This is a genomic window from Flagellimonas sp. 2504JD1-5, from assembly GCF_053618295.1.
This window is the reverse complement of record NZ_JBSIOU010000002.1, coordinates 284,257-307,644: the sequence shown is the minus strand read 5'-3', so window position 1 is coordinate 307,644 and position 23,388 is coordinate 284,257. Positions and strand designations below refer to the sequence as shown.

Genomic DNA, 23,388 nt, shown 5'->3' with positions numbered 1-23,388 from the left:
ATTAAACGCGGCCCTTTAGTGCATTGAAAACCCATGCGATGGCAAAAAATCCGATTCCAACGGCCGCAAATCCATATCCGGCCACTTCATCATATTTAAAGGCTCCCAGGGCGATCATTCCCAATCCCACAAAAATCATTATCCACGTAGCCCATGCGAGCACTGTATTTTTATTCATTCCCATATGTTGTTGGTTTGGTAGGAACCAAATATCGTAAAAAAAAGAAATAATCCTAGACGTAGGCTGTTCTTTATCTTTCGAAAGGAAAGCGAATACCTGTTTTTTTCCTGATTCTATCCATGAGGTCAACCAAATCTATGCTGTTTTGATGTGTCCATAAACTGCTCTCCAACCTATTGTTATTCAAACACTCATGCACTTCTACAATTTCATGAACGAAGCCAATTCCTTTTCTTGGCAGTTCAATTTTTTGTGATTCTTTTTGCCCAATCAATGTATATCCATCCGCCTCGTGCCAACGTGGTGGAATAATCACCTCTGCTTGACTCCCTGAAATTTTCGCCTCCATTTTTGAATCACTGGTCAAACCACTATAAAGCACAGCCTGGGCATTCGGATATTGAAATATCATGGAAGTCTGTATTTCTGTCCCATTGGGGTGAAAATTTGATGATGCCTGAATTTCTTCCGGCATTCCTAAAATTAAATACGCTAAGAAAATGGGATAAATTCCAATATCAAGCAAAGAACCCGAAGCCAAATCCAGATTTAATACTCTAGAGTCTTCATCCCGGTCCATTCCATAGAAGGCAAAATCCGCATACACATAGGAAACATCCCCAATTTCCCCAGAGTCCACAATATTCTTTATTTTTTTTATGGATGGATTGAAACGAGACCAAAGGCCTTCCATCATAAAAACCTTATTTTTCCTTGCTCCATTTATAATTTCCTCAACCTCTGATTTGTTGATCCCCAATGGTTTTTCGCAGAGCACATGCTTTCCATGTTCCATGGCCTGAATAGCCAAATCCTTATGAAAATTATGCGGTGTGGCTATATAAACAATATCTACCGTATCTGAAGCGAACAAGGCTTTATAACTATCAAATACATTGGGAATTTCAAACTCAGTGGCGAAGCTTTTGGCTCTTTCCAATTTTCGCGAAGCAACTGCCGACACAGAGGCGTCATCTACCAATTTTAAATCTGAAGTAAATTTTTTAGCAATGTTTCCGGGTCCTATGATACCCCATCTGATTTTACTTTTCATATTGGATCAAAAGTAATGATTATAACTCCTTATCTTAGCAACAAGATGAAATCGCATTACGAATTATGGATATTGACTTCAACAAAAATGAAGACCAGAATAAGTTAAAGTTAGCTGAACTCCGCAAAAAATTGACCCAGGTTAAATTAGGAGGTGGCAAAAAGCGCATTGAAAAACATCATGCCAAAGGAAAAATGACGGCGCGCGAGCGTATCGATTATCTTTTGGATTCCGATACCAACAGTATTGAAATTGGAGCATTTGCAGGAGAAGGTATGTATGCTGAACACGGAGGATGCCCTTCAGCGGGAGTTGTGGTTAAAATTGGATATGTGCAAGGCAAACAATGTGTGGTGGTCGCTAACGATGCCACGGTCAAGGCAGGTGCATGGTTTCCGATTACTGGAAAGAAAAACCTGAGAGCCCAGGAGATTTCAATCGAAAATAAACTCCCAATAATATATTTGGTAGATAGTGCCGGAGTCTATTTACCTATGCAAGACGAGATTTTTCCTGATAAAGAACATTTTGGCCGAATTTTTAGAAATAATGCTGTAATGAGCAGTATGGGTATCACCCAAATCTCTGCAGTTATGGGGAGTTGTGTTGCAGGTGGAGCATATTTGCCCATTATGAGCGATGAAGCCATGATTGTTGACAAAACTGGAAGTATATTTTTGGCTGGAAGTTACTTGGTGAAAGCTGCAATAGGCGAAAGCATTGACAATGAAACCTTGGGAGGCGCCACCACTCATACCGAAATAAGTGGAGTAACTGATTATAAAGCCAAGAATGATAAAGATGCTTTAGATAAAATTAAACGGATCGTAGACAAAATAGGAGATTTTGAAAAAACGGGGTTCAATCGAATTGAATCAAAGCCACCTGTTGAAAACCCTGAAGACATCTATGGAATTTTACCTGCCTCACGCGGGGATCAATATGATATGCTGGAAATCATCAAACGCATAGTTGACCATTCTGAGTTTGATCAATATAAAGAAGGATATGGAAAAACCATTCTTACTGGGTACGCACGAATCGATGGATGGGCCGTAGGTATCGTTGCCAATCAGCGGAAGGTGGTAAAGACAAAAAAAGGCGAAATGCAATTTGGGGGTGTCATCTACTCGGATTCTGCTGACAAAGCAACCCGTTTTATAGCCAATTGTAACCAAAAGAAAATTCCCTTGGTTTTTCTACAAGATGTAACCGGGTTTATGGTAGGGAGTAAAAGTGAACATGGAGGCATCATAAAAGATGGTGCTAAAATGGTAAATGCAGTGAGCAATTCTGTGGTTCCAAAATTCACCATAGTTATTGGTAACAGCTATGGAGCCGGAAATTATGCCATGTGTGGCAAAGCATATGATCCAAGGTTAATCGTCGCATGGCCTAGTGCAGAACTAGCGGTAATGAGTGGAAATTCTGCGGCTAAAGTGTTGTTGCAAATTGAAAAAGCTTCTTTGGAGAAAAATGGCGAAACACTAGATGCGCAAAAGGAAAAGGAATTGTTCGATAAAATAAAACAACGCTACGATAACCAAATATCACCTTATTATGCAGCCGCCCGTCTTTGGACAGATGCCATTATAAATCCCCTGGAAACCAGAAAATGGGTGTCTATGGGCATAGAGGCGGCCAATCATTCTCCTATTGAAAAGCAATTCAATATGGGAGTGCTTCAAGTATAGCTATTGCACAGTAAATTTAGCCAACTGTTGTTCATCTCCGGGTTCTTGGAGGCGAACAAGAAATTCCTCACTCTTTTGGTTAGGTTTACCAAAATTATATTCCACGGTGCATTTTAGAAAAGTTGGTGTTTTACTTCCAGAAGTCCTGTTTCCTAAATATGTCACATTTAAAATCCAATCCCCAATGGTCTCGGATCCAACAATCTCAAATTGTTCATTGCTAAAACCATGCTGCAATTCATTCAAGATTCGTGCACGATCACCAGTTTCAGTATGTTCCCAGTTAAAAAACCGTTTCTGTGGATTTACCATCTGTACAACAAATTCCGCATCGGTATTGTTCCAATCCAAAAATAAGCGGGCGTTATAAGTAAGGTTGTTGGTATACTTCTGCTCAACCTTGCTTAAATCGAGTTGGTTTTTCCTTTTATTGACCAGATTCCGGATTTCTGTCCCAACAACTTTTTCAATTCCTTCAAAATTCAAACCTAAATTCGCAGAACCATTTACAATATTGTTTAACATGTTCAGCGCTTCTTGGTAATTTCCAGACCTCTTATTGGCCATGGCCACATCCAAATACGATTGGATCTTATTGGGAAACATTTCTAACATACGGTCAGCTGCGGATAAGGCCAATTCGTAATTTCCATACTCGGAAGCTTTCAAGTACATCCCTCGAAGCTCATTATAGCTGGGAAGTTCTTTTTCAAGAATGTTGGTCAATATACGATTGGCCAAATCAGCATTGGAACTATAAAAGAAAGCGTATACATCTAAAAAGTATTCTGGAGTGTCTGGATATTTGCCGTGTTGTTCCAAATAAATAGTATAGGCCTCCTGTACATTCTTTCCCTTTTTCAGCTCTTTGAGGTATGGGGTGACCAGCGTTTTATTGCTCACCTTAATTTTTTCGTCGTAAATGTTGTTTGTTAAACGTGCCAGGTCTTTTCTTTCTCCTTTAGGGCCTGCAACCTGCGCTGTCTTCGTTGTAATTAACAGTACTCCGTTAGCACCCATACTTCCGAACCTATTGGTGGCTGCCAAACCCTTAAGCACCGTGATTTCTGCAATGTTTTGCGGATCAATAAAACTTGTATCCGCAATGTAACCCGTTGCAGAATTTGACCTTTCCGTAGGAATACCATTAATAACAATTAAACCATAATTATTTCCAAGAATGGAATTGCTTGGACGCATGGTAATCTGGCTTAAATCATCGTTTTGACCCAACTTTACTCCTGAAAACTTACCCTGTATGGCATTATTACCTGTGGTTGCAATATCTGGTATATCTTCATCTGTTATTGATTGGACAGCGTAACCAAGCTTTTCCTTGCTTTCTTTGCCGAAAGCTGTGGTTGCCTGGGTAGTCTCAACTTTTGCTTCGTCGGTTACAACAACTTCGTCCAGTTGAATACCACTATCTTTAAAGGAAAAGTCAACCGATAAATTATCACCTAGTACGTGTTCTTTTATATTCTTCCCATAAGATATCACCAAGGTATCCCCAACAGTTCCCTTAATTTTAAAAGCACCTAGCTCATCTGATTTTGACAAATCATCCTGGTTTCCTTTAACATATACTTCTGCATTTGGCAGACCCGTTGTTCCTTTATAAACATTTCCAGAATAGACCTGGGTTGTGGATTTCCCACTGAAACTTTTGTTCTCTGAAAGGTTTACCAGATTACCATTATTTACAATTGCCAATAAATTGAGACTGGCCCTGTCAAAATCTTTCTTTCCATTAATAACATATAAGTCCCCATCAAAATTGGGGGTGGTCGCGCCCAAAGTTTGTTTTCCATCAGTAAATAGTAAGATGTCTCCTCCCCTAACATAATCCTCCAACGGGCCATAGAAGGTGCCTCCATCATGATTTACGGTTTGCAATTTTTCCTTTATGCTCCGCCAATCGCCCTTGCTCACCTTAAACTCATCTTTAGACATTACATGATTGCTAAATGTCAGCAAAGTCACATTTGCTTCTTGTGTATCTTTAAAGTACGCATCCAAAAAATAGAATTCTTTATCCAAACTTCTGTTATCCATGGATTGGGAAACGTCCCAGCATATATTAACTTTTTTTTCTGCTTGTTGCCCCCAAATTGAAGTCAAGGCCATAGTGAAAATGATTATAATGCTGTTTTTTACGGTTAGAATTCGTTTGCTCATCATAACTACTTTTAAGTTTGGTATAGGCGGTATTAAATATAATGATTCAGTCAGAAAGATTCGAACTTCCATCGGTAATCCTAAGCAGGGATAAATTCGCATTTTTGGTGGCCAGTCTGAATACCTTTACCTCCTTTTTTTGATTTTCAGTGCCAAAACCATGATAAACGGTGGTTTTTAAGTAGGTGGGGGTGGCACTTTTATTCCCCAAGTACTTCACATTTACACTCCAATTTCCATTAATGGGACCATAGACCAGGTATTCTTCGCAAGAGAAACCTTTTTCTTTTTCTTCCTGTATTCTTTCTGCATTTTTTTGAAGGGTATGACTGGTGGTATAAAATTGATTGGATGGACTTACAAATTGCAATTCAAATTCGGTTTCGCTATTATTCCATTCAAATACCATTCGAAGTCCTTTAAAGTCTTGTTCATCAGTTTGCAAAATATATTTATTTTCCAAAGCCGACCGGTTTTGTTCCAAAAGATTCCTGAAGTTCTTGTGGATAATAGGGTCGAAAGTATCCGAGGGCAAAAAGAAAGCTTTATCCTTTAGGTAATTATAACGTGTGTACAGCGTAGCTGCATTTTCCACCTCGCCCAAATTATGATAGGCGTTGGCCAAATCCATATAAGATTGCATATAATGCGGTCTCAGAATAAAAACTTTTTTATAGAGTTCCATCGCTTTATCAAATTCCCCTTCTTCTTCCAACATATAGGCCAATGCTTTTAAAATTGTGGGATCTGTTCCAAATTTTTCCGCTACAGTTTTAGTTACATTTTCAACAAGTTGTTTGTTATCAAAGTTATCTTTAAAAAAGCCGCGAGCATCTAAATAGAAATAAGCGGATTGGGGACGTGATACTTCTTCCTCAAAATAAATTGATCGTGCTTCCTGTTCAGTTTTCGCTGCGTACAATTTTTCCAAGTACTTCGGAATTGGTATTTGAGACCAATTGGCCAAGCTATTCTTGTCGAAAAAGTTATTTCTAAGTTTTACATGATCATAGGGTTTGTTTGTGCCAGGTTCCCTCCTATTTGGATTACCCCACTTCGTGTTGATGATGATAACGCCACCTACACCAAGACTGCCATATCTATTTGATGCTCCCAAAGATTCCAGAACGGCAATGCGCTCAATATTTTGAACCTGAATAAATATAGGTGCTTCAGTGTAAATTACCCCATCAACATCGAATGTGGCGGGTACCGGATTTAACATAGATCGCAATGTTCTTGGTAAAAAGACCGTGGGAATGGTTAAATCAGTAGGTACCCTGCCAATTCTGTTCAATGATCCTCCTCCAGGTCTAAAAGTGGTTGGTCTAAATATTTGAATGCCGGGCAACCATGATTGAAGCGCATCGATAAAATCTTGTCCTGCATAACTCAACTGTTCTCCATCTATAACACGCATCGAAAATCCTGACCTTTCTTTATCTAAAATGCCAAAAGCAGTTTTCACCAGGTTTTTGTTGGTATGATAGTCCTCCAGAAGGGTTTTTCGGGTTCTTTTTTTGCGGTTTATTACTACGACCTCGTCCAAGTTTTCAATATCATCATACATGGTAATATTCAAAAACGAAGTGACATCTTCTATAATGATCTCAATGGACTGCTTTCCCAAATGACTGTAGACAAGGGTCTGGCCTTCTTCCGCATAAATTTCGTAGGCTCCATTTTCTCCCGATTTGACTCCTTTTTCAGTGTCCTTTATCTTGACACTGACATTTTCGATAGGATTTAAACCATCAGTAATAAAACCACTGATTCTTTTGGTAGAAACTTGTGAAAATATTGCGGTAAAGCCAGACAAAAACAGGAAGGGCAAAACTTTTCTAACCATGACAATGACTTTTTAGATTGCCCCCTTAAATTAAAAAATTTAATTGTAAAAAAAGTAAAACCCGATAGTAAGTATCAGATGTTCAGTGCCCTAATTGTTTTTTCACTCTGGGAATAAGCATGAGTTCGGTTTGCCGCCCATTCACATATCTGAATCCATCCTCCCCATAAAAACCAGCTTCTTCCAACATCACACGGATGTCCCTTTTCCATTCTGAAATATGCACCGTTGTGTTGAGCTCAATGGCATACACCGTATTGGGGTTTAAGGGATAGTTCTCACCGTCGTCTTTCATAACTCCACCTTGTGAATCCCACATACCAATGGTGGTGCCAGCAGAATGGCCATAGCTTCCCAACGGATGGGTATAAATTGCTGGTCGGAGTCCATCTTCCTTCGCTTCTTGTAATGCGTTAGCCAGAATCTCATTTCCTGTTCGGCCTTTAATCATATTGGCGGTTAAGAAGTCTTGAACTCGATTTCCGTCTTTTAATGCATTGACCAAAAATAGAGGTGCATTGTCCTCGTTAGGTTTTAATACATAAGCCAATTCTTGGCAATCGGTATTCAACCGTAAATAGGTAATCCCGAAATCACAGTGCAATAGGTCCCCGGGTTGAATGACCAAATCATCGGGTCTGCCTGAAAAGGAATACAAATGACCTACCAACTCTTCACTGGTGCGTTGCACATCGACCGTAGGGTGAAACCAGGTTTCCAATCCCAAATCGGTTACTTTTTGGCGCATCCACCACTCCACTTCTGTTGTGGTAGTAATTCCGGGAGTGATCACCTTTTCAGAAAAAGCTTCAGCAATGATGTCATGCGTGATGTCGACAAGTTGATTATAAATAACCATCTCACGTGCGATTCTTGTTTCAATCCAACGGACCGCGAGCTGTTCAGCGGAGACCACCTTGGATTGATATTTTTTAGGCAGATTGGCCATAAATTCATCGAAATCTGTTTTGTCCAACCCATCGGCAATGTTGTGGTCTTTTGAAAAATTCAATCCAATCTTTTCTGGGTTTCGTTCTGAAATAAGTTGCATTAGCCTCTTCCATTGATTGGGTTCTTTTTCCTTATCCCAAGCCGATTGAATGCTTTTGCCTACATTATATCTGGCCACGGCTAATTTATCGATAGTTCCTGTGGACTTGTTTCTATAAAAAAGAAGGATAGTTCTCCGACGTGCATTCAACCAAGTGGCCGGCAACATGGTTTTGAGTACGGGGTCCTCATTGTACTCTCTGGATATCAAAATCCACATATCAATGCCTGTCTGATCCATCAGATTGGGCAACAACGTATTGAAGCGTTCTTCCAAAATCTCGTCCACTACCCTAGCCCGTTCTTCTTCAGGTAAGATTTGTTGGGAAAATATTGTTGTAGAGGTGATTGCGAAAAGTAGAAATAGTATAGTTCTGATCATGAAAACGGTTTATCCGCTTAAATTACAAAACTTACTTTAGTTGCAATAAGGTTTTTTCTCTTTGGATTTTTCCGCTTTGGGTTTCCTCAAAAGCTTTTAAAATAAAGACTTCCTTCGGAACTTCATATTTATCCAAATTTTTAAGTTTCTTGATTTGACTCAACAGTGCTTCCGGTACTATGTCGGTGGATTCCACAAGTAAGACCAATTTCTGTCCTAATTTTCCATCCGGAATACCGGCAACAAAGAAACGGGAATGGATAATTGAGGAAAGCTTTTTCTCAATTCGTTCTGGATACAGTTTAATTCCACCAGAATTGATAATAGAATCATATCTGCCCAACCATTCGAAAGCAGTTTTACTGGTCAAATTAATAACATCATTGGTGACCACCTCAGTTTCGGAAAGGTAGGGTGCATTGATAACCAGACAATCGCGTGAATCTTGCGAGAAGAAAATGTTGGGAAGTGCAGTGAAATTGGATTGCTGGATTGTTGGATTGTTGGAATTCGGAATTTGCCTAACCGCCACATGGGTGCAGGTCTCCGTCATTCCATAGGTTTCAAAAACAGCATTCGGAGCAGCTTTCAAAACCTCATTTAATGCCAATGAAATTGGTGCTCCCCCAATTATTAATGTGTTAATTTGCGATAATTGTTTTATGGAGTTTTCTACTTGCAGTGGAACCATTGCAGTAAAATCGAAATTGTTCGGAATACTACCTAAAGGAGTTGACGTGGGTTGTACTGATTTTAATTCCAAACCCAATACCATGGCACGAACCAACATCATCTTTCCAGCAATACCGGTACAGGGCAGACAGAGTAAGGCACTGTGGCCCGAAGCTAACTCAAAATATTCGCCAGTAGCCCTGGCCGAGCTGATCATATGCTCTTTTTTGAGCATAATCTTTTTTGGGTTTCCTGTAGATCCAGAGGTAAAGACTTCCAAAGTAGCCTTATCCGAAGACCAGTCGAGCAAGAATTCACCGATAGGAATTTCATAATCCTCCCCTTCTTTAATAAGATCATACCCGATTTCTTGGAGTTCATCAAACATATAATGGACTCCGTTGAGCTTAAAATCAGGATGTGTTTTATACCAAATTGGGTTCACTGTTATTTAGAGCTGTAAATTCATTCTTGGTAAGAACTTTTCCATACAATTTTTGATTCCAGTTTTTCCATCCGTACTTTTTAGCGAAAACTAAGAGTAGAATTGGGAAAACCACAAATACGGGTATCAATGCATCCCATCCCAGTGCTGGTTCGGAAATATCCTTATAAATGGAATGGGTTTGAAATGCGGTCCAATCCGCTGTAACCAAAAGCGCAGTGATAAGATTGTTTGCAGCATGAAATCCGAGCGCTAATTCAAGGCCTTCATCCATTAATGTCATGATACCAAGGAAAAATCCGGTGCCAATGTAGTAGATCATAATGCCCATACCCAATTTCTCAACTTCTGGGTTTGCAATATGCATCAATCCAAAAAGAACCGAAGTTACCACCAAGGGTACCCAACGGTTTTTAGCAATTATACCCAGTCCCTGCATCATATGTCCCCGAAACAAATACTCTTCGAAGCTCGTCTGTAGCGGTATCAGAACGATAGCAATAATCGCCAGTGGAATAAACTTTGACCAGTTTAAATTAAAAACATAATCATCAGGCGAAAAGTAAATATCTATTCCTGTCAATAAAACCGTTAATCCTCCCCAAAGTGAAAACGCATAAACTACCCTTTTCCAATCTATTTTCTTTCTGGAAGTGGTCAAGGAAGTGATGGATTGTTGGTGCACAAGATAGGTCCACCCCAAAACAACAAAAAGTCCTACGACCAGTGGTATCAGAAGTATAATTAAAACAATATTTGACCCTAGCTGATCTATCATTTGTTGCATGGCGTCCTCAACGCTGACAGGAGATGTGACAGTGGCAATGTAATTTAAAGCCATGAAACCAATAAAACCCAACGGGATAATAAAATACTTCCAAAGTCCAATATTACCCTTATACCCTTGTTCTATATACATAAATCTTTTATTAGATTAGTTTTCCATCTTTTGGTGCTCCTATAATACAACTTTCCATCTGCAACTTCTAATGGGCTCTCAAAATTGTTGGTATACAGAGCTCCTGTTCCCAAACCTTGTGGTATGGATGTTTTCATCGTGTATGTCCATTGGGCAATGGCATTGAGTCCAATATTGCTTTCCAATGCGCTTGTGGCCCACCATCCAATTTGTAGACCCTCCGTTAAATTTATCCATTCCTCCGAACCTTTAAACCCTCCAACCAAACTTGGTTTTAGTATAATATATTGCGGTTTTATGGTTTGTAGCATTTGTTCTTTTTCCGTTACATTAAAAATGCCGATCAATTCTTCATCCAGTGCTATCGGTAATGGTGTATCCTCGCAAAGTTGGGCCATTTGTTCCCAATTGCCTGGTTTTATGGGCTGTTCTATGGAATGAATCTTAAACTCGGCCAGTCGGTTTAATTTGTCAATGGCTTCTTCTGGAGAAAAGGCTCCATTAGCATCGACCCTGAGTTCAATTTTATTTGGAGAAAAGTTTTCGCGGATGGATTTTAAAATAGCCAATTCCTTTTCAAAATTGATCGCACCAATCTTCATTTTAATGCATTGAAATCCCTGTTGCAGTTTTTTTTCCAGTTGGGAAAGCATAAACGCTTCATCTCCCATCCATATCAACCCATTAATGGGAATTGGGGCTTCTTTGTTCGTAAATTCTGAAGGGAAAAGATGAAATGGATTCTCCGATTGAAGGGACAGCAAGGCCTGTTCCAATCCAAATTGAATGGAAGGGTACTGCGTCAATTGATTCTGTAGTTCTGCTTTTTCCAAATGGATATTGGCGCAGACCCACTTAAGTTTTTTTTCATAGTCGGGAACATCATCAACACTAAGGCCCCGTAGAATTCCACATTCCCCAATACCCCATTTTCCATTATTGTTGAGAATGAGAAACCATGTTTCCTTTTGGGTCATTATCCCGCGGGACGTTCCACTGGGAATCTTAAAATTTAGGATATACTTTGTATAGGTAGCTTCCATTCGGCAGCTCCAAATTTAACCATATTTTAATTGGATTTTGGAATTTGAATACTGGCAAGCATAAGCTCCTCCTCCTTTTAGAGGGGTGTCCGAAGGGACGGAGGGGGTGGTTGGTCAATCCCTTCCGTCTTATGGCAAGCCACAATCCACCCCCCTTGACCAAGGGAAGGAACAAAGAACAAACAATACAAAAAATTCGTGAAGATTTGTGCAATTCGTGTCAAACCAAACCTAAAAAAGCTCCTCGCCATGTCATCCTGAGCACGTCGAAAGGAGGGGGTAGTTGCCAATCCCTTCCGTCTTGTGGCAAGCCACAATCCACCTTCCCTTAGCCAAGGGAAGGAACAAGTAACTAGTACTATCAATTAAAATTAAACCAGAACCGGACCCCTTCTTCGGCCTTATCAATGTTAAGTTTGGACTGTAATTGGTTCACCAAGCGGTTCATAAGACGAATACCCATAGAAGAATGAGTGCGTTCTTCGGTATCTTCTGGGAGTCCTACCCCATTATCGGTATATTCAAAGTAACCCTGTTCCCCATTTTTTCGTAGATGGATGTAGATTTTTCCGTTTTCGTCATTCTCAGGAAATGCATATTTGAAGGAATTGGAAACAAGCTCGTTTAATATAAGTCCAAATGGAATGGCACGGTCTATGTCCAATTCAGTTCCTTCAGCATCAATAGTTATGCTGATGTTATGTCCACCTTTTTTGTAAACGGATTGTACACTATTGATCAAACTTTCGATATAACCCTGCATTTCAATTACGGATAGATCGTCGTTCTGATATAACTTCTGATGGATGAGTGCCATGGCCTTTACCCTACTCTTGCCTTCTTCCAAAGCCTCGATTGCCGATTTACTTCGGGTGTTCTTGGTCTGCAAACTCAGTAAGCTGGAGACCATTTGAAGGTTGTTCTTTACCCTGTGGTGGATTTCCTTCAGCAGGGAATCTTTTTCCACCAAAGCATTTTCAATAATGTGCTTTTGTTCGGCAATCAAACGCTGGTTTTTTATACTTTTCAAATAAGCGTAGACCAGTCCAGCAAAACCAAGTAAGGTAAAAATCAGTGATATAAAAACAAGATTGATACGTTCATCCTTGGCCTTCATTTCTTCTCGTGCCTGCTCGTTAATTCGGCGCTGTTCCTCAATCAACGACCTAGAATTTTCCATGTCCTCATTGGCTACTACGGTTACCAATTGTTGCTTGATAATGGATGATTGTTTTTGTTCTAAAGAATCTTTGATCCTTTCGTTGCGTTTATAATAGGTGGCCGCATTTCTATAGTTTTCAATCTTGTCGTAATAATCCGCCAGCAGACTATTTCTTTTAATACTCTGCGGTACGGTGATATTGTCAAATTCTATATCCAAGCTTTTTTTGGCAGCCAAATATTTTTCCAACTGCAAATTGGCATCCGCCAAATTTAAAGTGTTCTCTATCACATCAGTCCTATAATACATATCTGATGATGTGGACAAGACTTCAATACTATTTTCCAACAAGGGTATTGCTTCATCAAACTGGCCCAATTGCACATGGCATTTACCTATATTGCCTTGGATTTCTGCTTTCAAAAAATCACTTTCAAAAAGTTGTTCCTCAGTTTTTTGGGTTGAAATATCGTTGATGAAAACATCGAGATATCCATTAGCTTTTTTAAACTCGCTAATGGCAGTCGGAGCGGAATTGTCCAATCGTAAATAATTACCCACTTTATTGTGATATTTGGCCAACTTAAAGTTTTCATTATCGGCAATGGTAGGCCTAACTTCCATAATGTATTGGTTCCTTGCTTCCCTGTGCAGACCTAAATTGCTGTAAATGTCATAAAAGGCCACATTGTCTGTAAAGTCAAGCTCTCTTTTTTCTTTTCGAACCTCTATTTGTTTATCGTACAGTTGAAGGTTGGCATAATTATCGTCCAAAACCTCGAGTACAATTCTCCTTGAATCCAAGTCCAACGAATCCTTAAGGGCATACAACTCTTTTGCCAGAGCAGTACTTTTATCATATTCCCCCAAATCATTGTACACCTGTGTCTGCATTACCATATACAGTCGCGCAGCAATAGTGTCATTTGTTTTATGTGCGTTTGATAGGTAAACCTTTATGGTATCCAGCCAATCGTAGGCCGAGTTGACATTATATCTGTCCACAGCACTGAAAAAAGTATCAAACCTATCTGAAGAACCATTGGCCTCTTGAAATTCGGTCAATGTGCTTACTTCATCATCTTTCACGGTTTGGGCAGAAGCGCCTAAAAGAAAAACGAAAAAGAATATCGGGGCTATTTTTTTTAAATAATATACCATCTAATTACCAAAGGTATCTTCGACAAGGCTTGAAACGCTTGTCGTGATTTTATTGTTTCATTTTTAAAAATGAACCTATTTTCGGTTTGAATGCCCCAGTGCCAAACACCAAATACCTGGCAAGTTTTTAAGTGACCATTCTACTATTAGAACGTAGGTTTGGTAACAAAATTAAATGCTTGTCAAATGACTTGTTGACTATTGTTGTGAAAGTGTCAATTTCTGTTGTGAAAACGTCTGGAGTGTATGCAAAAAGCACTTTATCGATGTTTTGTGCATTTCATGGAACAGTTAAAAGAGCCCTATGGTTTTGTAAATCAAAAAAGGCCCTATTCTTTCGAACAAGACCCTTTTACGAGAACACTATATGAAAATGAAAAAATTACTTTTCTGAACTAATAACACTGCTAAAGTATGGGCATATCCCAAAAGCTGAAAACTATTGTTGTGAATACCCCCAATTTTGTGGTCATTGGATTAAATAGAATTGTAACATAAAAAAAGTGCCCTAAAATTGGGCACTCTTTTAAATATAATGAGATGTATCTCTTTAACTGTTCATGGACGAAATGATGAACTCCTTAAAATCCTTGGAAATAGGAATAAGATTATTGTTGATCATAATATCCTTTGAATTTATGGCATCTATATGATCCACATTCACAATGTAGGACTTATGTGCCCTATAGAATTTGTTTCTAGGTAGCTTCTCCAAATAATCTTTTAATGGAGAACGTACCAAAAACTTTTTGTCCACCGTATTCACCTCCAGGTATACATTATCCGCTTTAATAAATTGGATATCCCCAAATTGGATTCGGTAATACAAGTGCTGTTTCTTTACGAAGATGGAATCTTTTAAAACAGAATTTGAGGTAAAGGCGTCTCCTTCATCTCCTGCAATTTCTTTGGTCTTCTCTTTTCTTGCATAATTGAAATTGGAAAGTGCGATTTCAATTGAGGTATATAGATCTTGTTGCTCAAAAGGTTTTACCAAATAACCATCTGGCTTCACCGTCTTTGCATTTTCAACTGTAGCTCTGTCCGAGTTGGAGGTGACGAAAATAAATGGAATGTTATACACCTCCCTTATATGCTTTCCAAGATCTATTCCTGTTTTGTCCGAGGCAAGGATAATATCGATCAGTACCAGATCAACATGGTTATTCTTTAGTACATCAACAGCTTGTTCATATACAATTACATTGTCAACAATCTCATACCCAATCTCCTCAAGCATCGATTGCATATCATCTGCAATAATAACATTATCCTCTACGATTAGAATTTTAATAGGGTGTTCCAAGTCGATTAATGTTTAGTGGGTTAATATCAAAATTACAAAAAAAACTTTACTGCCAATAAGAACAGTACCGATAGTAGAAAGGTGCTCAAGGCCAATTTTTTGAGTTCTCCGTCTAATTTGCCCGGTTCTTTGTTTGACATTACTCTTTTTAAGTGGATGAAAATAGGAAGGAAGGCGAGCAAGTAAAATGCATGTTGTATTTGAATCTCCCTGATCCAGGAGAAGCTCAGAAAACAGATAAAAGCACATACAATTAGAAGAAAATGATAACGCTTTCCGTTTTCAAATCCCATTTTTACCACAAGGGTGTGCTTACCATGTTTTTGGTCGGAAACCACATCCCTTAAATTATTCAGATTTAGGACTCCCACGCATAAAAAACCAATGGCCACAGCCGGTAAAAAGGCATTCCATGACAGTGATTTGGTAAACAGGTACATGCTACCCAGCACTCCCAGTAAACCAAAAAACAGGAAAACAAAAACATCTCCCAATCCTCTATATCCGTATGGATTGGATCCCATGGTATATCTGATAGCCGCCCAAATACTAAATACTCCTAAAACGGTAAATAGGGCAATGAGCTTTAGATTTTCTAGCCCAAAGGATCTATAAATCAACCAAAGAGCGAGAAGTAGACTTATGATGATAGAAATAATTATTCCTTTTTTTAAGCTTGATCTGGAAAGTAGTCCACTTTGCAAAGCGCGAGCGGGGCCAATTCTATCTTCGTTGTCCGTTCCTTTTACGCCATCACCATAGTCGTTGGCAAAATTGGATGTTATTTGAAAGGCAATGGTTGTCAACAAGGCCAAAACAAGGATGGTCGAATCAAACGAGCCTTCCATTATTGCCAAACCGGCACCTACAATTATTCCAGATAATGATAAAGGTAATGTACGAAGTCTTGCGGCTTGTACCCAAGCCTTAATGTTGGCCAAAATTAATAGGGGTCTTCAATTTTCACTCTCTTACCATCCTGATAGGAGGCCACAAAAGCATCCCTAAAGCCCATATTTACCAATTGCTTTCTAAACAATTGTGCTTCATCCAAGGTCTCAAAATTTCCAAGGGAATAGGCATAAAAAGGATTGGTCTTTACAAAAAGGGTGTTGGTCAACGCCTCGGATGCTAGGGTAACGTTATTATCAACAAAGGATTTTACTTGTACTGAATAGATAGTTTCCTTGTCCAAAAATGCCTTTGCCAAATAGAATTCCCGTACCAAGCTAAGCTCTTCGTTCTGGGATTTGAGATTGTCAATTCTTGTTTTAATGGCATCCAAGCTATCAATGGAAACCAATAGATTATTTTGATTTTCAAAGGAGTTCTTGCTACTCAACCCTGCCGTAAAAGAGGTTATTGCCAAGGTTCCGACGACAAATAGAATCGTCAAGCCTAAAAATACATTTCGTTGAAGCCTAATTTTCTTAAGATCCTTGTTCTTATATTTTATCTGATCTAAAAGTCGTTCGTTTATGATTTGGGCCTTGTCAATATCCTTATGCAGGTCCAATAAATCACTTTCTTCTATAAAGGGCATATTAGGCTTGTTTTAATTTCTTACAACATGCTAATGATATAGCTGTCAGGGAGTTAATCCGCTTGCTACAAATGTAAAATTTTTACGGAAAGAAAAAAATTAAACGCCATCAAATAATCGATGAAAATGCAGGTTTTTCTTGACCTCCGAAACGCTACACCAACCGAATTCCATCTGGGTCGATAGTGATTTTTCGTTCTTTATAGAGAATTCCTATGGCTTTTTTGAACGATTTCTTGCTCAAATGCAGTTCCGTCTTTATCTCATCGGGCGATGATTTATCGTGAAGTGGCAGATAACCCCCACTTTGTTTTAGTTTCTCAAAAATCATCTGTGCCGTGGGTTCCAACATTTTAGCACCAATGGGCTGCAAGGCAATATCAATTTTGTTGTCTTCTCGAACGTTTTTGATATATCCGCTCAGCCTCTCCCCGATAGCCATCGGTTTAAAAACGTCAGTTTCAAATACCAATCCTTTGTTCTTGTTCTCGATAATTACTTCCCACCCCAACGGGGTTCTTCGACAAACCAGTATATCCACTTCTTGATTTACCTCATACTTAACGTCATTATTGGACAAAAACCTATCAACTCTTCCGGAACCTGTCAATCGAAAGCTCTCTTCATCCAAATAACAGTATACCACATACTTCTGTCCTTCTTCCATTCTTCCATTCTGCTCCCTAAACGGCACTAGCAAATGCTTCTCCAATCCCCAATCAACAAAAGCTCCAAAATTACTGACCTCAACAACTTTTAAAAATGCAAAATTGTTCCGTACCACAAATGGTTTAAGGGTTGTTGCAATGGGGCGTTCATCATTATCCAAATAACAAAATACCTTTATACGATCGTCGATTTGAAAATCGTCGGGAACATATTTATTGGGCAAAAGAACTTCGGTTCCTTCATCATCCCCCAAAAAAAGTCCAACACTTGTACTGCGAAGTATCTTTAAGGTATTGTAGTTTCCCAATGCTATCATGGCGCAAAGGTAGATGGAAATTATGGGTATAAAAAAAGCTACCCTAAGGTAGCTTAAAGCATTTGCAATTAAATCTTAATTATACACGGCTTCTTTGCCATAATGTTTGGTCAACATATAATAAATAACAGCTCTGTATTTGTTTTTATCGGACCTGCCATATTTGTCAATTACACTATTTATGGCATCCATTAATCCAGGAGTGTCGGGCAACCCCAATTTTCCAATCAAAAAGTTGTTTTTAACGGTATCCAATTCCTTTTCGCTGGAACCGGAAACCCTTGAGGAATCCAGATTATAAATTGATGGGCCAAGACCTATTGTAACTTTGGTCAATAAATCCATGTTCGGATTTTCACCAAATTTATCCTGGATGTCAGCGACATATTTTTCAATCAATTCGTCTCTTTTGCTCATGTTGGTTATTGTTCTTTTTGGTTAAAATTTAGCTAGCTCCTAAGATATAAAATCAAAGTAGTCAAGCAAAATCTTGTCGTTTTTCAAATGTGGAGTGAACACCTCTAAAATTTGTGGTTGGTTCGATTTTTCATAAAATGATTTCAATCCCATGGCTAGGTCAATTTCATTATCGGCCTTCATATATTGAAATCCATACATTTTGGCCAAGTTTTTGGCAGTAAGCCCATGGTTGGTCTCAAAGAAGGTAGAAAACTCCTTTGACTCCTCCTTTCCCGGGAGTATTCTAAAAATTCCGCCACCGGAATTATTGATTAGGATGATACGAAAATCGGGACGGATGTGGTCATTCCAAAGTCCGTTGCTATCATAGAAAAAACTCAGGTCACCCGTAATCAAAAGGGTCGGTTTGGGATAAAACAAGGAAGCCCCAACAGCCGTGGACGTGCTACCATCTATACCGCTTGTGCCTCGGTTACAGAACACTTGTAAAGACGGGTGCATCGGAAACAATTGGGTATAACGAACTGTGGAACTATTGGCCAATTGTACCTGATACCCTTCGGGTATGTTTTGCTGGATGATGTCAAACGCTTTAAAGTCAGAAAATGAAATCTTACCCAGATATTCTTGACGTTTCTGTTCATACCGTTCCTTTGCCATGTTCCAATGGCGGCGATATCCGCTATCCGCTGCGGTAGAACCTAGAACATTTTTGAAAAAGGTGTTAGGGTTCAATTGGATATGACTTGACAAGCAAAAAAAAGTATCATAGGCCTTTTTTTGGTCCACATGCCAATGGTGCTTGGGCTTATATTTTCTTAAAAATGCCTTTATCTTTTTGGAAACTACCAAACCACCGAAGGTAATCAATACCTCTGGTTGGAGGTCTTCAAACAATTTTTCTTTGTTTTCGGATTTTTCAATAGGGGCTATAATACTATCTATACTTGGAAAAAAGCTTGGATGGTGCAGGTTGGATGTTGTTTCGGTGAATACAAGTACATTTTCATCTTCCGCAAGCTGCTCCAAGATATCATCATCAATAGCATTCGGATAGTTTACCCCAACCAATACCATTTTTCGTTGACTCTTCATCCAAACGGTTTTGATTTCATCCAGATCAGCTTCCTTTTCCGTAGAATCATTTGCACAGGGTTCGGAAATTTGGACCTGACAATCTTCAGTCACACCATACAAAGGCTCTTCAAAAGGGATGTTAATGTGGACAGGTGCATTATCGCAAATTGCAACATGCAAGGCCTTATCAATTTCAGCAGCATTTTGTTTCTGAATATCATCTTGAGATTCAACCAAATAATCTGGCGCGAATTCTGAAATTACGGCGGTCGAATGTGAAACATCCAGTTTCAGATTGGCATTGTAAATGATATGTTTTGCAAAAACATTCTCTTGTCGAATGGTCTGGCCATCCCCTACATCTATTTTATAGCTTGGCCTGTCCGCAGAAACAACCACCAACGGAATATCGCTATAAAATGCCTCTGCAACTGCCGGATAATAATTTAAAAGTGCACTGCCGGAAGTGCAAACCACAGCTACGGGTTGGCGAAGCTGCTGGGCCATACCCAATGCAAAAAAGGCGGCGCTTCTTTCATCAACTATGCTGAAACAATTAAAAAATGGATTTTTGGTAAAACTTAAAGTCAACGGAGCATTTCTTGAGCCCGGTGAAATCACAATATTTTGTATTCCCCTTGATTTAAAATAAAGAACCAATGTTTGTGCGGAGGGAATATTGGAGTACGTCATGAAATACAAAAATACGTTCCAAAACTATATTTGCCCAAAATCAAGTGAAGGAAGTTAGAGAATATTGAGCATGGTCTTGCTTTTGTTCTGGGTCTCAACCCATTCCCGCTCCGGGTCAGATGCCGAGGTAATTCCCCCTCCTACAAAAATCAACGCTTTTTGTTCATGCAATGCCATACACCTTAAATTCACAAATAGTGATATTTCGTTTTGATTCCAAAGATTCAATTCTCCCAAAAAGCCGGTATAAAAGCTACGTTTATAGTTTTCATGGTTTGAAATGAACTTTTTGGCCACTTCAACAGGAATGCCACATACAGCTGGGGTGGGATGCAATGCCTGAACAATTTCCTTAAGATTGGTTTTTGGACCGATTGCTCCTGTAATTTCCGATTTTAGGTGCCATAGGTTGCCCGCTTTTATGGATTCTGCTGGTCCAATATGCAAAGCATCCAACTTATTCGCAAGTCGCTTTTGGATATAATCTGAAACCATTTGCTGTTCTACAATTTCTTTGGAACCCCAATCGGGCAGCTTGGATTCATTAATCGGCAATGTAGCCGCCAATGACATGGTACGAAGTTCCCTTTCTTTAATATGAACCAAGGTCTCTGGGGTAGCTCCACACCACATTCCTATCTTAGGGTGATAGAACAAATAACAAAAAGCATTCCTGTAGGTATTCAAAAGGCGTGTAAAGATTTCTTCTGGATTACTCGAACAATCCGCCTCCATGGTTCTGGATAGGACCACCTTTTTCAAACCTCCATTTTTTATGGCTTTGATTCCAGCTTCAACCAGTTTTAGATGAATTTCTTTTCCTTCATCCAACAATTCAATTTCAGAATCAGGGCTTGTCGCCATAGATATAATTTTCGAAACATAGACCTCATCAGGTCGAATCAACACAGTGTTTTCAGCCGTATCAAAAGGAGCAAATACAAACCCTCTCTCGGAGAAATCCTTGATGACGTTTAATCGATTATCAGATTGAAAAATTCCAACCACCTGCTCCTCTTTGGGTTTTCTGTAGACGGCAAACGGAAATTTTTGATCAATACCCCAACTAACTGCCTTTATTAAATCAGGAAATGGTTTATTCTTTGGCAAGTGCAATGGTCGTGAGTTTACAATTGGAAATCAGTTTATCTTCTTCGTTGGTGATTCTTATTTCCCAAAGCTGGGTGGTACGTCCCTTATGCAGAATGGTAGCCTTGGCATAAACATATCCTTCTTTGATTCCCTTTACATGGTTTGCGGCTATTTCAATACCTCGGACATAATATTTCTTCGTATCTAGAAAAACGTGTGCAGCTGCACTCCCCACACTTTCCGCCAAGGCCACGGTGGCACCGCCGTGCAAAACACCATCGGGTTGATGAACTTTAGGGGTCACCGGCATACGTGCAACCAAAAAATCATCTCCGGCATCGATATAGGTAATATCCAAAGTTTCCATCAAGGTTCCCTTGGAAATTGCATTGCATATGGATAGAATTTTCTCTTTATCCTGACTCATCTTTCTATTTTTCGTAAAATTACACAAAGCTATTGCATTATTTCATTCTGTCTGAAAGACAAACCAAATTCTATGGAAAAGACCGTCTCCTATACCGCTACAAATACCTATATAACCTCAAATAGTTTAAATGAAAACACGAAGAATGTTTGGATAGTATTTCATGGAATTGGCTACTTGAGCCGATATTTCGTGAGGTATTTTGAAGTACTTGACCCTGAAGAGAATTATATTATTGCACCACAGGCCCCCTCAAAATATTACTTGAAAAATGAATATAAGTACGTAGGAGCAAGTTGGCTTACCAAGGAAAATACAGTCACAGAGACCGAAAATGTGTTGAACTATATGGATGCTGTTTGGGAGGCGGAGGAAGTCCCTTCAAACTGTAATCTGATCATTTTTGGATTCTCCCAAGGAGTTTCTATCGCTCTGCGGTGGATGGTCACTCGAAAAATTAAATGCAGCCAATTGGTTTTGTATGCAGGTAGCATTCCCAACGAACTACAAAAGGAACAGCTTAATTTTATTGATTGGAAAACTACTAAAGTCAAGGTGATTTATGGGAAATCTGATGAGTTCCTAAAGGGAAAAACATTGGCCAAAGAGGAAAAGAAGTTAAAGGTATTATTTGGCAATAATGTGAACGTTATGACATTTGAAGGTGGACATGAACTAAAGCCAGAAGTCATTCAAAATATGCTTTGATTTTATGAAAACAAGTAAAAGACACATAATGCATGTAACCTTAGTCGTCCGAGACTACGAAGAAGCTATTGCGTTCTATACTGAAAAACTGGGTTTTACCCTTACCGCAGATATTGTCCAGGGAGACAAGAGATGGGTGTTGGTTACCCCAAGCGAATCTGGTTGCAATATTTTATTGGCCAAGGCCAAAAATGATAAAGAGAAACAGGTCATAGGAGATCAAACTGGAGGCCGAGTATTTCTTTTTTTGCATACCAATGATTTCTGGAAGGATTACAATTCCATGAAAGCCAAAGGAATTGTCTTTAAAGAACTGCCGAGAGAAGAAGAATATGGAACTGTTGTGGTTTTTGAAGATTTGTATGGTAACTTATGGGACCTAATCCAAATGAAATGACTTATTTGTCCGGGCCCTCCTCCACTTCTTCTGACGGATAATAGGTGATTCTTCGAGTAACATAACTGTTATCGGGGGTGATAATCTGCTTTATCCAATTTTTTTCTTCGTTGTTGTCAAACTGGAAAATGTATTCTTTCGCAGATTCCGCATTCGCGGTTTTGGTCACCACTTTTTCTAGCATTCCATCTGCATCATAATGGAACAATTTTTTTTGGGAGGAAACAAATTCCTTTTTGGTTCTATCATAATTGAATGTTTCCTTGGAAATACGCTTTCCTGCATTGTCAAAAATTTCTTCATAGGCAACATTGGGTTCCTCATCAATATATTCCTTGGTCAACACCGCCTTTTGTATTCCTTCTGCAGTATTTCTTTCTGAAGTCCGTACGGACTTTTCCATTATTTCGTTCACCACATGATTCACCGTGCTTTCATTTTTATAGGATAGGTATTCCAAAACGGTCTCGTCTACACCATCCGCATTGGAAGTGGTAATTTTAGATAATCTGTTCTTTTCATCGAACACATACTCCTGTAATTCCAGAAATTCCTTATCGTACGAGATTATTTTTTCGGATATCTTTTTATTTGCAACAGTATCTATCAAATAAAAGTTGGCCATTGATGTAGCTGCGTCCAAAACATTGTTTTTGTAGCTCTCCATTCTTTTTTCCAGCAATTCTTCTCCCTCATATGTATAATATGTTATGTCTTGGTCGGTATCATTGTACTGGGTTATGGTCTTGGTCAACAGTCCCTCTTCGTTGAACTCAAAAAGTTCCCTTCCGTAATCGGTGACCACCAAACAGGATTTTACCTTACCGCGAAGGTCAAAATCATGTACCCTAAAAATTTGTATTTCTTGGGAAAATACGTTTAGACCAAATAGTAGCAAGAAAATATAGGTGTAGTTTTTTAGCATAGGATAAAGTTACTCTTAAATGAAA

General features: G+C 39.1%; 21 protein-coding genes. 3 read left to right on the top strand and 18 right to left on the bottom strand.

Annotated elements, in window-relative coordinates:
- Nucleotide 1: 1 nt before the first annotated feature.
- Both ACULLG_RS10815 and ACULLG_RS10810 read right to left on the bottom strand, forming a co-directional pair.
- The gene (locus ACULLG_RS10815) at nucleotides 2-178 is read right to left on the bottom strand and encodes a CAL67264 family membrane protein (protein WP_168796318.1); all 177 of its coding nucleotides are present in this window, start codon (nucleotides 176-178) and stop codon (nucleotides 2-4) included.
- A gap of 73 nt (nucleotides 179-251) precedes the next feature.
- Nucleotides 252-1,235, bottom strand: coding sequence for a Gfo/Idh/MocA family protein (locus ACULLG_RS10810; protein WP_452126803.1), 984 nt, complete (start codon nucleotides 1,233-1,235; stop codon nucleotides 252-254).
- A gap of 65 nt (nucleotides 1,236-1,300) precedes the next feature.
- Here ACULLG_RS10810 and ACULLG_RS10805 point away from each other — a divergent pair, with 65 nt between their 5' ends.
- Nucleotides 1,301-2,929 (top strand): acyl-CoA carboxylase subunit beta, encoded by a 1,629-nt coding sequence (locus ACULLG_RS10805; RefSeq protein ID WP_452126802.1) that lies wholly within the window; start codon nucleotides 1,301-1,303, stop codon nucleotides 2,927-2,929.
- On the opposite strand, the gene ACULLG_RS10800 is transcribed toward ACULLG_RS10805, so the two are convergent.
- From ACULLG_RS10800 to ACULLG_RS10730, 15 genes are all read right to left on the bottom strand, one after another.
- A complete protein-coding gene (locus tag ACULLG_RS10800; RefSeq protein ID WP_452126801.1) occupies nucleotides 2,930-5,110 on the bottom strand; it encodes a TonB-dependent receptor plug domain-containing protein in 2,181 nt (726 codons plus the stop codon).
- 43 nt (nucleotides 5,111-5,153) lie between these two features.
- Complete coding sequence (locus ACULLG_RS10795) at nucleotides 5,154-6,956, bottom strand: carboxypeptidase-like regulatory domain-containing protein (RefSeq protein ID WP_452126800.1); 1,803 nt, start codon at nucleotides 6,954-6,956, stop codon at nucleotides 5,154-5,156.
- Between the two features lie 82 nt (nucleotides 6,957-7,038).
- Nucleotides 7,039-8,388: a M24 family metallopeptidase gene (locus ACULLG_RS10790; protein ID WP_452126799.1), complete on the bottom strand. Its 1,350-nt coding sequence runs from the start codon at nucleotides 8,386-8,388 to the stop codon at nucleotides 7,039-7,041.
- A 31-nt stretch (nucleotides 8,389-8,419) separates the two neighbouring features.
- Nucleotides 8,420-9,505 (bottom strand): AMP-binding protein, encoded by a 1,086-nt coding sequence (locus ACULLG_RS10785; protein WP_452126798.1) that lies wholly within the window; start codon nucleotides 9,503-9,505, stop codon nucleotides 8,420-8,422.
- Nucleotides 9,486-10,424 (bottom strand): CPBP family intramembrane glutamic endopeptidase, encoded by a 939-nt coding sequence (locus ACULLG_RS10780; RefSeq protein ID WP_452126797.1) that lies wholly within the window; start codon nucleotides 10,422-10,424, stop codon nucleotides 9,486-9,488. Before ACULLG_RS10780 ends, ACULLG_RS10785 begins: the two co-directional genes overlap by 20 nt.
- The gene (menC, locus tag ACULLG_RS10775; protein WP_452126796.1) at nucleotides 10,415-11,467 is read right to left on the bottom strand and encodes an o-succinylbenzoate synthase; all 1,053 of its coding nucleotides are present in this window, start codon (nucleotides 11,465-11,467) and stop codon (nucleotides 10,415-10,417) included. The genes ACULLG_RS10780 and menC overlap by 10 nt, the downstream gene beginning before the upstream one ends.
- A gap of 361 nt (nucleotides 11,468-11,828) precedes the next feature.
- Nucleotides 11,829-13,790 carry a sensor histidine kinase gene (locus tag ACULLG_RS10770; protein WP_452126795.1) on the bottom strand — a complete coding sequence of 654 codons (1,962 nt, stop codon included), beginning with the start codon at nucleotides 13,788-13,790 and terminating at the stop codon, nucleotides 11,829-11,831.
- Between the two features lie 550 nt (nucleotides 13,791-14,340).
- A complete protein-coding gene (locus ACULLG_RS10765) occupies nucleotides 14,341-15,096 on the bottom strand; it encodes a LytR/AlgR family response regulator transcription factor (RefSeq protein ID WP_452126794.1) in 756 nt (251 codons plus the stop codon).
- A 32-nt stretch (nucleotides 15,097-15,128) separates the two neighbouring features.
- Nucleotides 15,129-16,037: a 1,4-dihydroxy-2-naphthoate octaprenyltransferase gene (gene menA / locus ACULLG_RS10760; protein ID WP_452126793.1), complete on the bottom strand. Its 909-nt coding sequence runs from the start codon at nucleotides 16,035-16,037 to the stop codon at nucleotides 15,129-15,131.
- Between the two features lie 2 nt (nucleotides 16,038-16,039).
- Complete coding sequence (locus ACULLG_RS10755; protein ID WP_452126792.1) at nucleotides 16,040-16,639, bottom strand: SPOR domain-containing protein; 600 nt, start codon at nucleotides 16,637-16,639, stop codon at nucleotides 16,040-16,042.
- Between the two features lie 154 nt (nucleotides 16,640-16,793).
- Nucleotides 16,794-17,624, bottom strand: coding sequence for a CvfB family protein (locus ACULLG_RS10750; RefSeq protein WP_452126791.1), 831 nt, complete (start codon nucleotides 17,622-17,624; stop codon nucleotides 16,794-16,796).
- A 75-nt stretch (nucleotides 17,625-17,699) separates the two neighbouring features.
- Nucleotides 17,700-18,041 (bottom strand): DUF2853 family protein, encoded by a 342-nt coding sequence (locus ACULLG_RS10745; protein WP_452126790.1) that lies wholly within the window; start codon nucleotides 18,039-18,041, stop codon nucleotides 17,700-17,702.
- A 39-nt stretch (nucleotides 18,042-18,080) separates the two neighbouring features.
- Complete coding sequence (menD, locus tag ACULLG_RS10740; RefSeq protein ID WP_452126789.1) at nucleotides 18,081-19,814, bottom strand: 2-succinyl-5-enolpyruvyl-6-hydroxy-3-cyclohexene-1-carboxylic-acid synthase; 1,734 nt, start codon at nucleotides 19,812-19,814, stop codon at nucleotides 18,081-18,083.
- 54 nt (nucleotides 19,815-19,868) lie between these two features.
- Nucleotides 19,869-20,924, bottom strand: a complete 1,056-nt coding sequence (locus ACULLG_RS10735) for a chorismate-binding protein (RefSeq protein WP_452126788.1) — start codon at nucleotides 20,922-20,924, stop codon at nucleotides 19,869-19,871.
- Nucleotides 20,911-21,333, bottom strand: a complete 423-nt coding sequence (locus ACULLG_RS10730) for a PaaI family thioesterase (RefSeq protein ID WP_452126787.1) — start codon at nucleotides 21,331-21,333, stop codon at nucleotides 20,911-20,913. Before ACULLG_RS10730 ends, ACULLG_RS10735 begins: the two co-directional genes overlap by 14 nt.
- 72 nt (nucleotides 21,334-21,405) lie before the next feature.
- Between ACULLG_RS10730 and ACULLG_RS10725 the strand changes: the two genes are divergently transcribed.
- Nucleotides 21,406-22,041: an alpha/beta hydrolase gene (locus tag ACULLG_RS10725; RefSeq protein WP_452126786.1), complete on the top strand. Its 636-nt coding sequence runs from the start codon at nucleotides 21,406-21,408 to the stop codon at nucleotides 22,039-22,041.
- Nucleotides 22,042-22,045: 4 nt separating this feature from the next.
- Nucleotides 22,046-22,438, top strand: coding sequence for a VOC family protein (locus tag ACULLG_RS10720; protein WP_452126785.1), 393 nt, complete (start codon nucleotides 22,046-22,048; stop codon nucleotides 22,436-22,438).
- A 1-nt stretch (nucleotide 22,439) separates the two neighbouring features.
- On the opposite strand, the gene ACULLG_RS10715 is transcribed toward ACULLG_RS10720, so the two are convergent.
- Complete coding sequence (locus ACULLG_RS10715; RefSeq protein WP_452126784.1) at nucleotides 22,440-23,363, bottom strand: hypothetical protein; 924 nt, start codon at nucleotides 23,361-23,363, stop codon at nucleotides 22,440-22,442.
- Between the last annotated feature and the right edge of the window lie 25 nt (nucleotides 23,364-23,388).

Coding starts and splice junctions, on each gene's coding strand:
- menC (WP_452126796.1), bottom strand. CDS start 11,467: ATGGAAGCTACCTATACAAAGTATATCCTAAATTTTAAGATTCCCAGT.
- ACULLG_RS10805 (WP_452126802.1), top strand. CDS start 1,301: ATGGATATTGACTTCAACAAAAATGAAGACCAGAATAAGTTAAAGTTA.
- ACULLG_RS10745 (WP_452126790.1), bottom strand. CDS start 18,041: ATGAGCAAAAGAGACGAATTGATTGAAAAATATGTCGCTGACATCCAG.
- ACULLG_RS10810 (WP_452126803.1), bottom strand. CDS start 1,235: ATGAAAAGTAAAATCAGATGGGGTATCATAGGACCCGGAAACATTGCT.
- ACULLG_RS10800 (WP_452126801.1), bottom strand. CDS start 5,110: ATGATGAGCAAACGAATTCTAACCGTAAAAAACAGCATTATAATCATT.
- ACULLG_RS10725 (WP_452126786.1), top strand. CDS start 21,406: ATGGAAAAGACCGTCTCCTATACCGCTACAAATACCTATATAACCTCA.
- ACULLG_RS10780 (WP_452126797.1), bottom strand. CDS start 10,424: ATGTATATAGAACAAGGGTATAAGGGTAATATTGGACTTTGGAAGTAT.
- ACULLG_RS10755 (WP_452126792.1), bottom strand. CDS start 16,639: ATGCCCTTTATAGAAGAAAGTGATTTATTGGACCTGCATAAGGATATT.
- ACULLG_RS10715 (WP_452126784.1), bottom strand. CDS start 23,363: ATGCTAAAAAACTACACCTATATTTTCTTGCTACTATTTGGTCTAAAC.
- ACULLG_RS10750 (WP_452126791.1), bottom strand. CDS start 17,624: ATGATAGCATTGGGAAACTACAATACCTTAAAGATACTTCGCAGTACA.
- ACULLG_RS10790 (WP_452126799.1), bottom strand. CDS start 8,388: ATGATCAGAACTATACTATTTCTACTTTTCGCAATCACCTCTACAACA.
- ACULLG_RS10730 (WP_452126787.1), bottom strand. CDS start 21,333: ATGAGTCAGGATAAAGAGAAAATTCTATCCATATGCAATGCAATTTCC.
- menD (WP_452126789.1), bottom strand. CDS start 19,814: ATGACGTACTCCAATATTCCCTCCGCACAAACATTGGTTCTTTATTTT.
- ACULLG_RS10815 (WP_168796318.1), bottom strand. CDS start 178: ATGAATAAAAATACAGTGCTCGCATGGGCTACGTGGATAATGATTTTT.
- ACULLG_RS10720 (WP_452126785.1), top strand. CDS start 22,046: ATGAAAACAAGTAAAAGACACATAATGCATGTAACCTTAGTCGTCCGA.
- ACULLG_RS10770 (WP_452126795.1), bottom strand. CDS start 13,790: ATGGTATATTATTTAAAAAAAATAGCCCCGATATTCTTTTTCGTTTTT.
- ACULLG_RS10795 (WP_452126800.1), bottom strand. CDS start 6,956: ATGGTTAGAAAAGTTTTGCCCTTCCTGTTTTTGTCTGGCTTTACCGCA.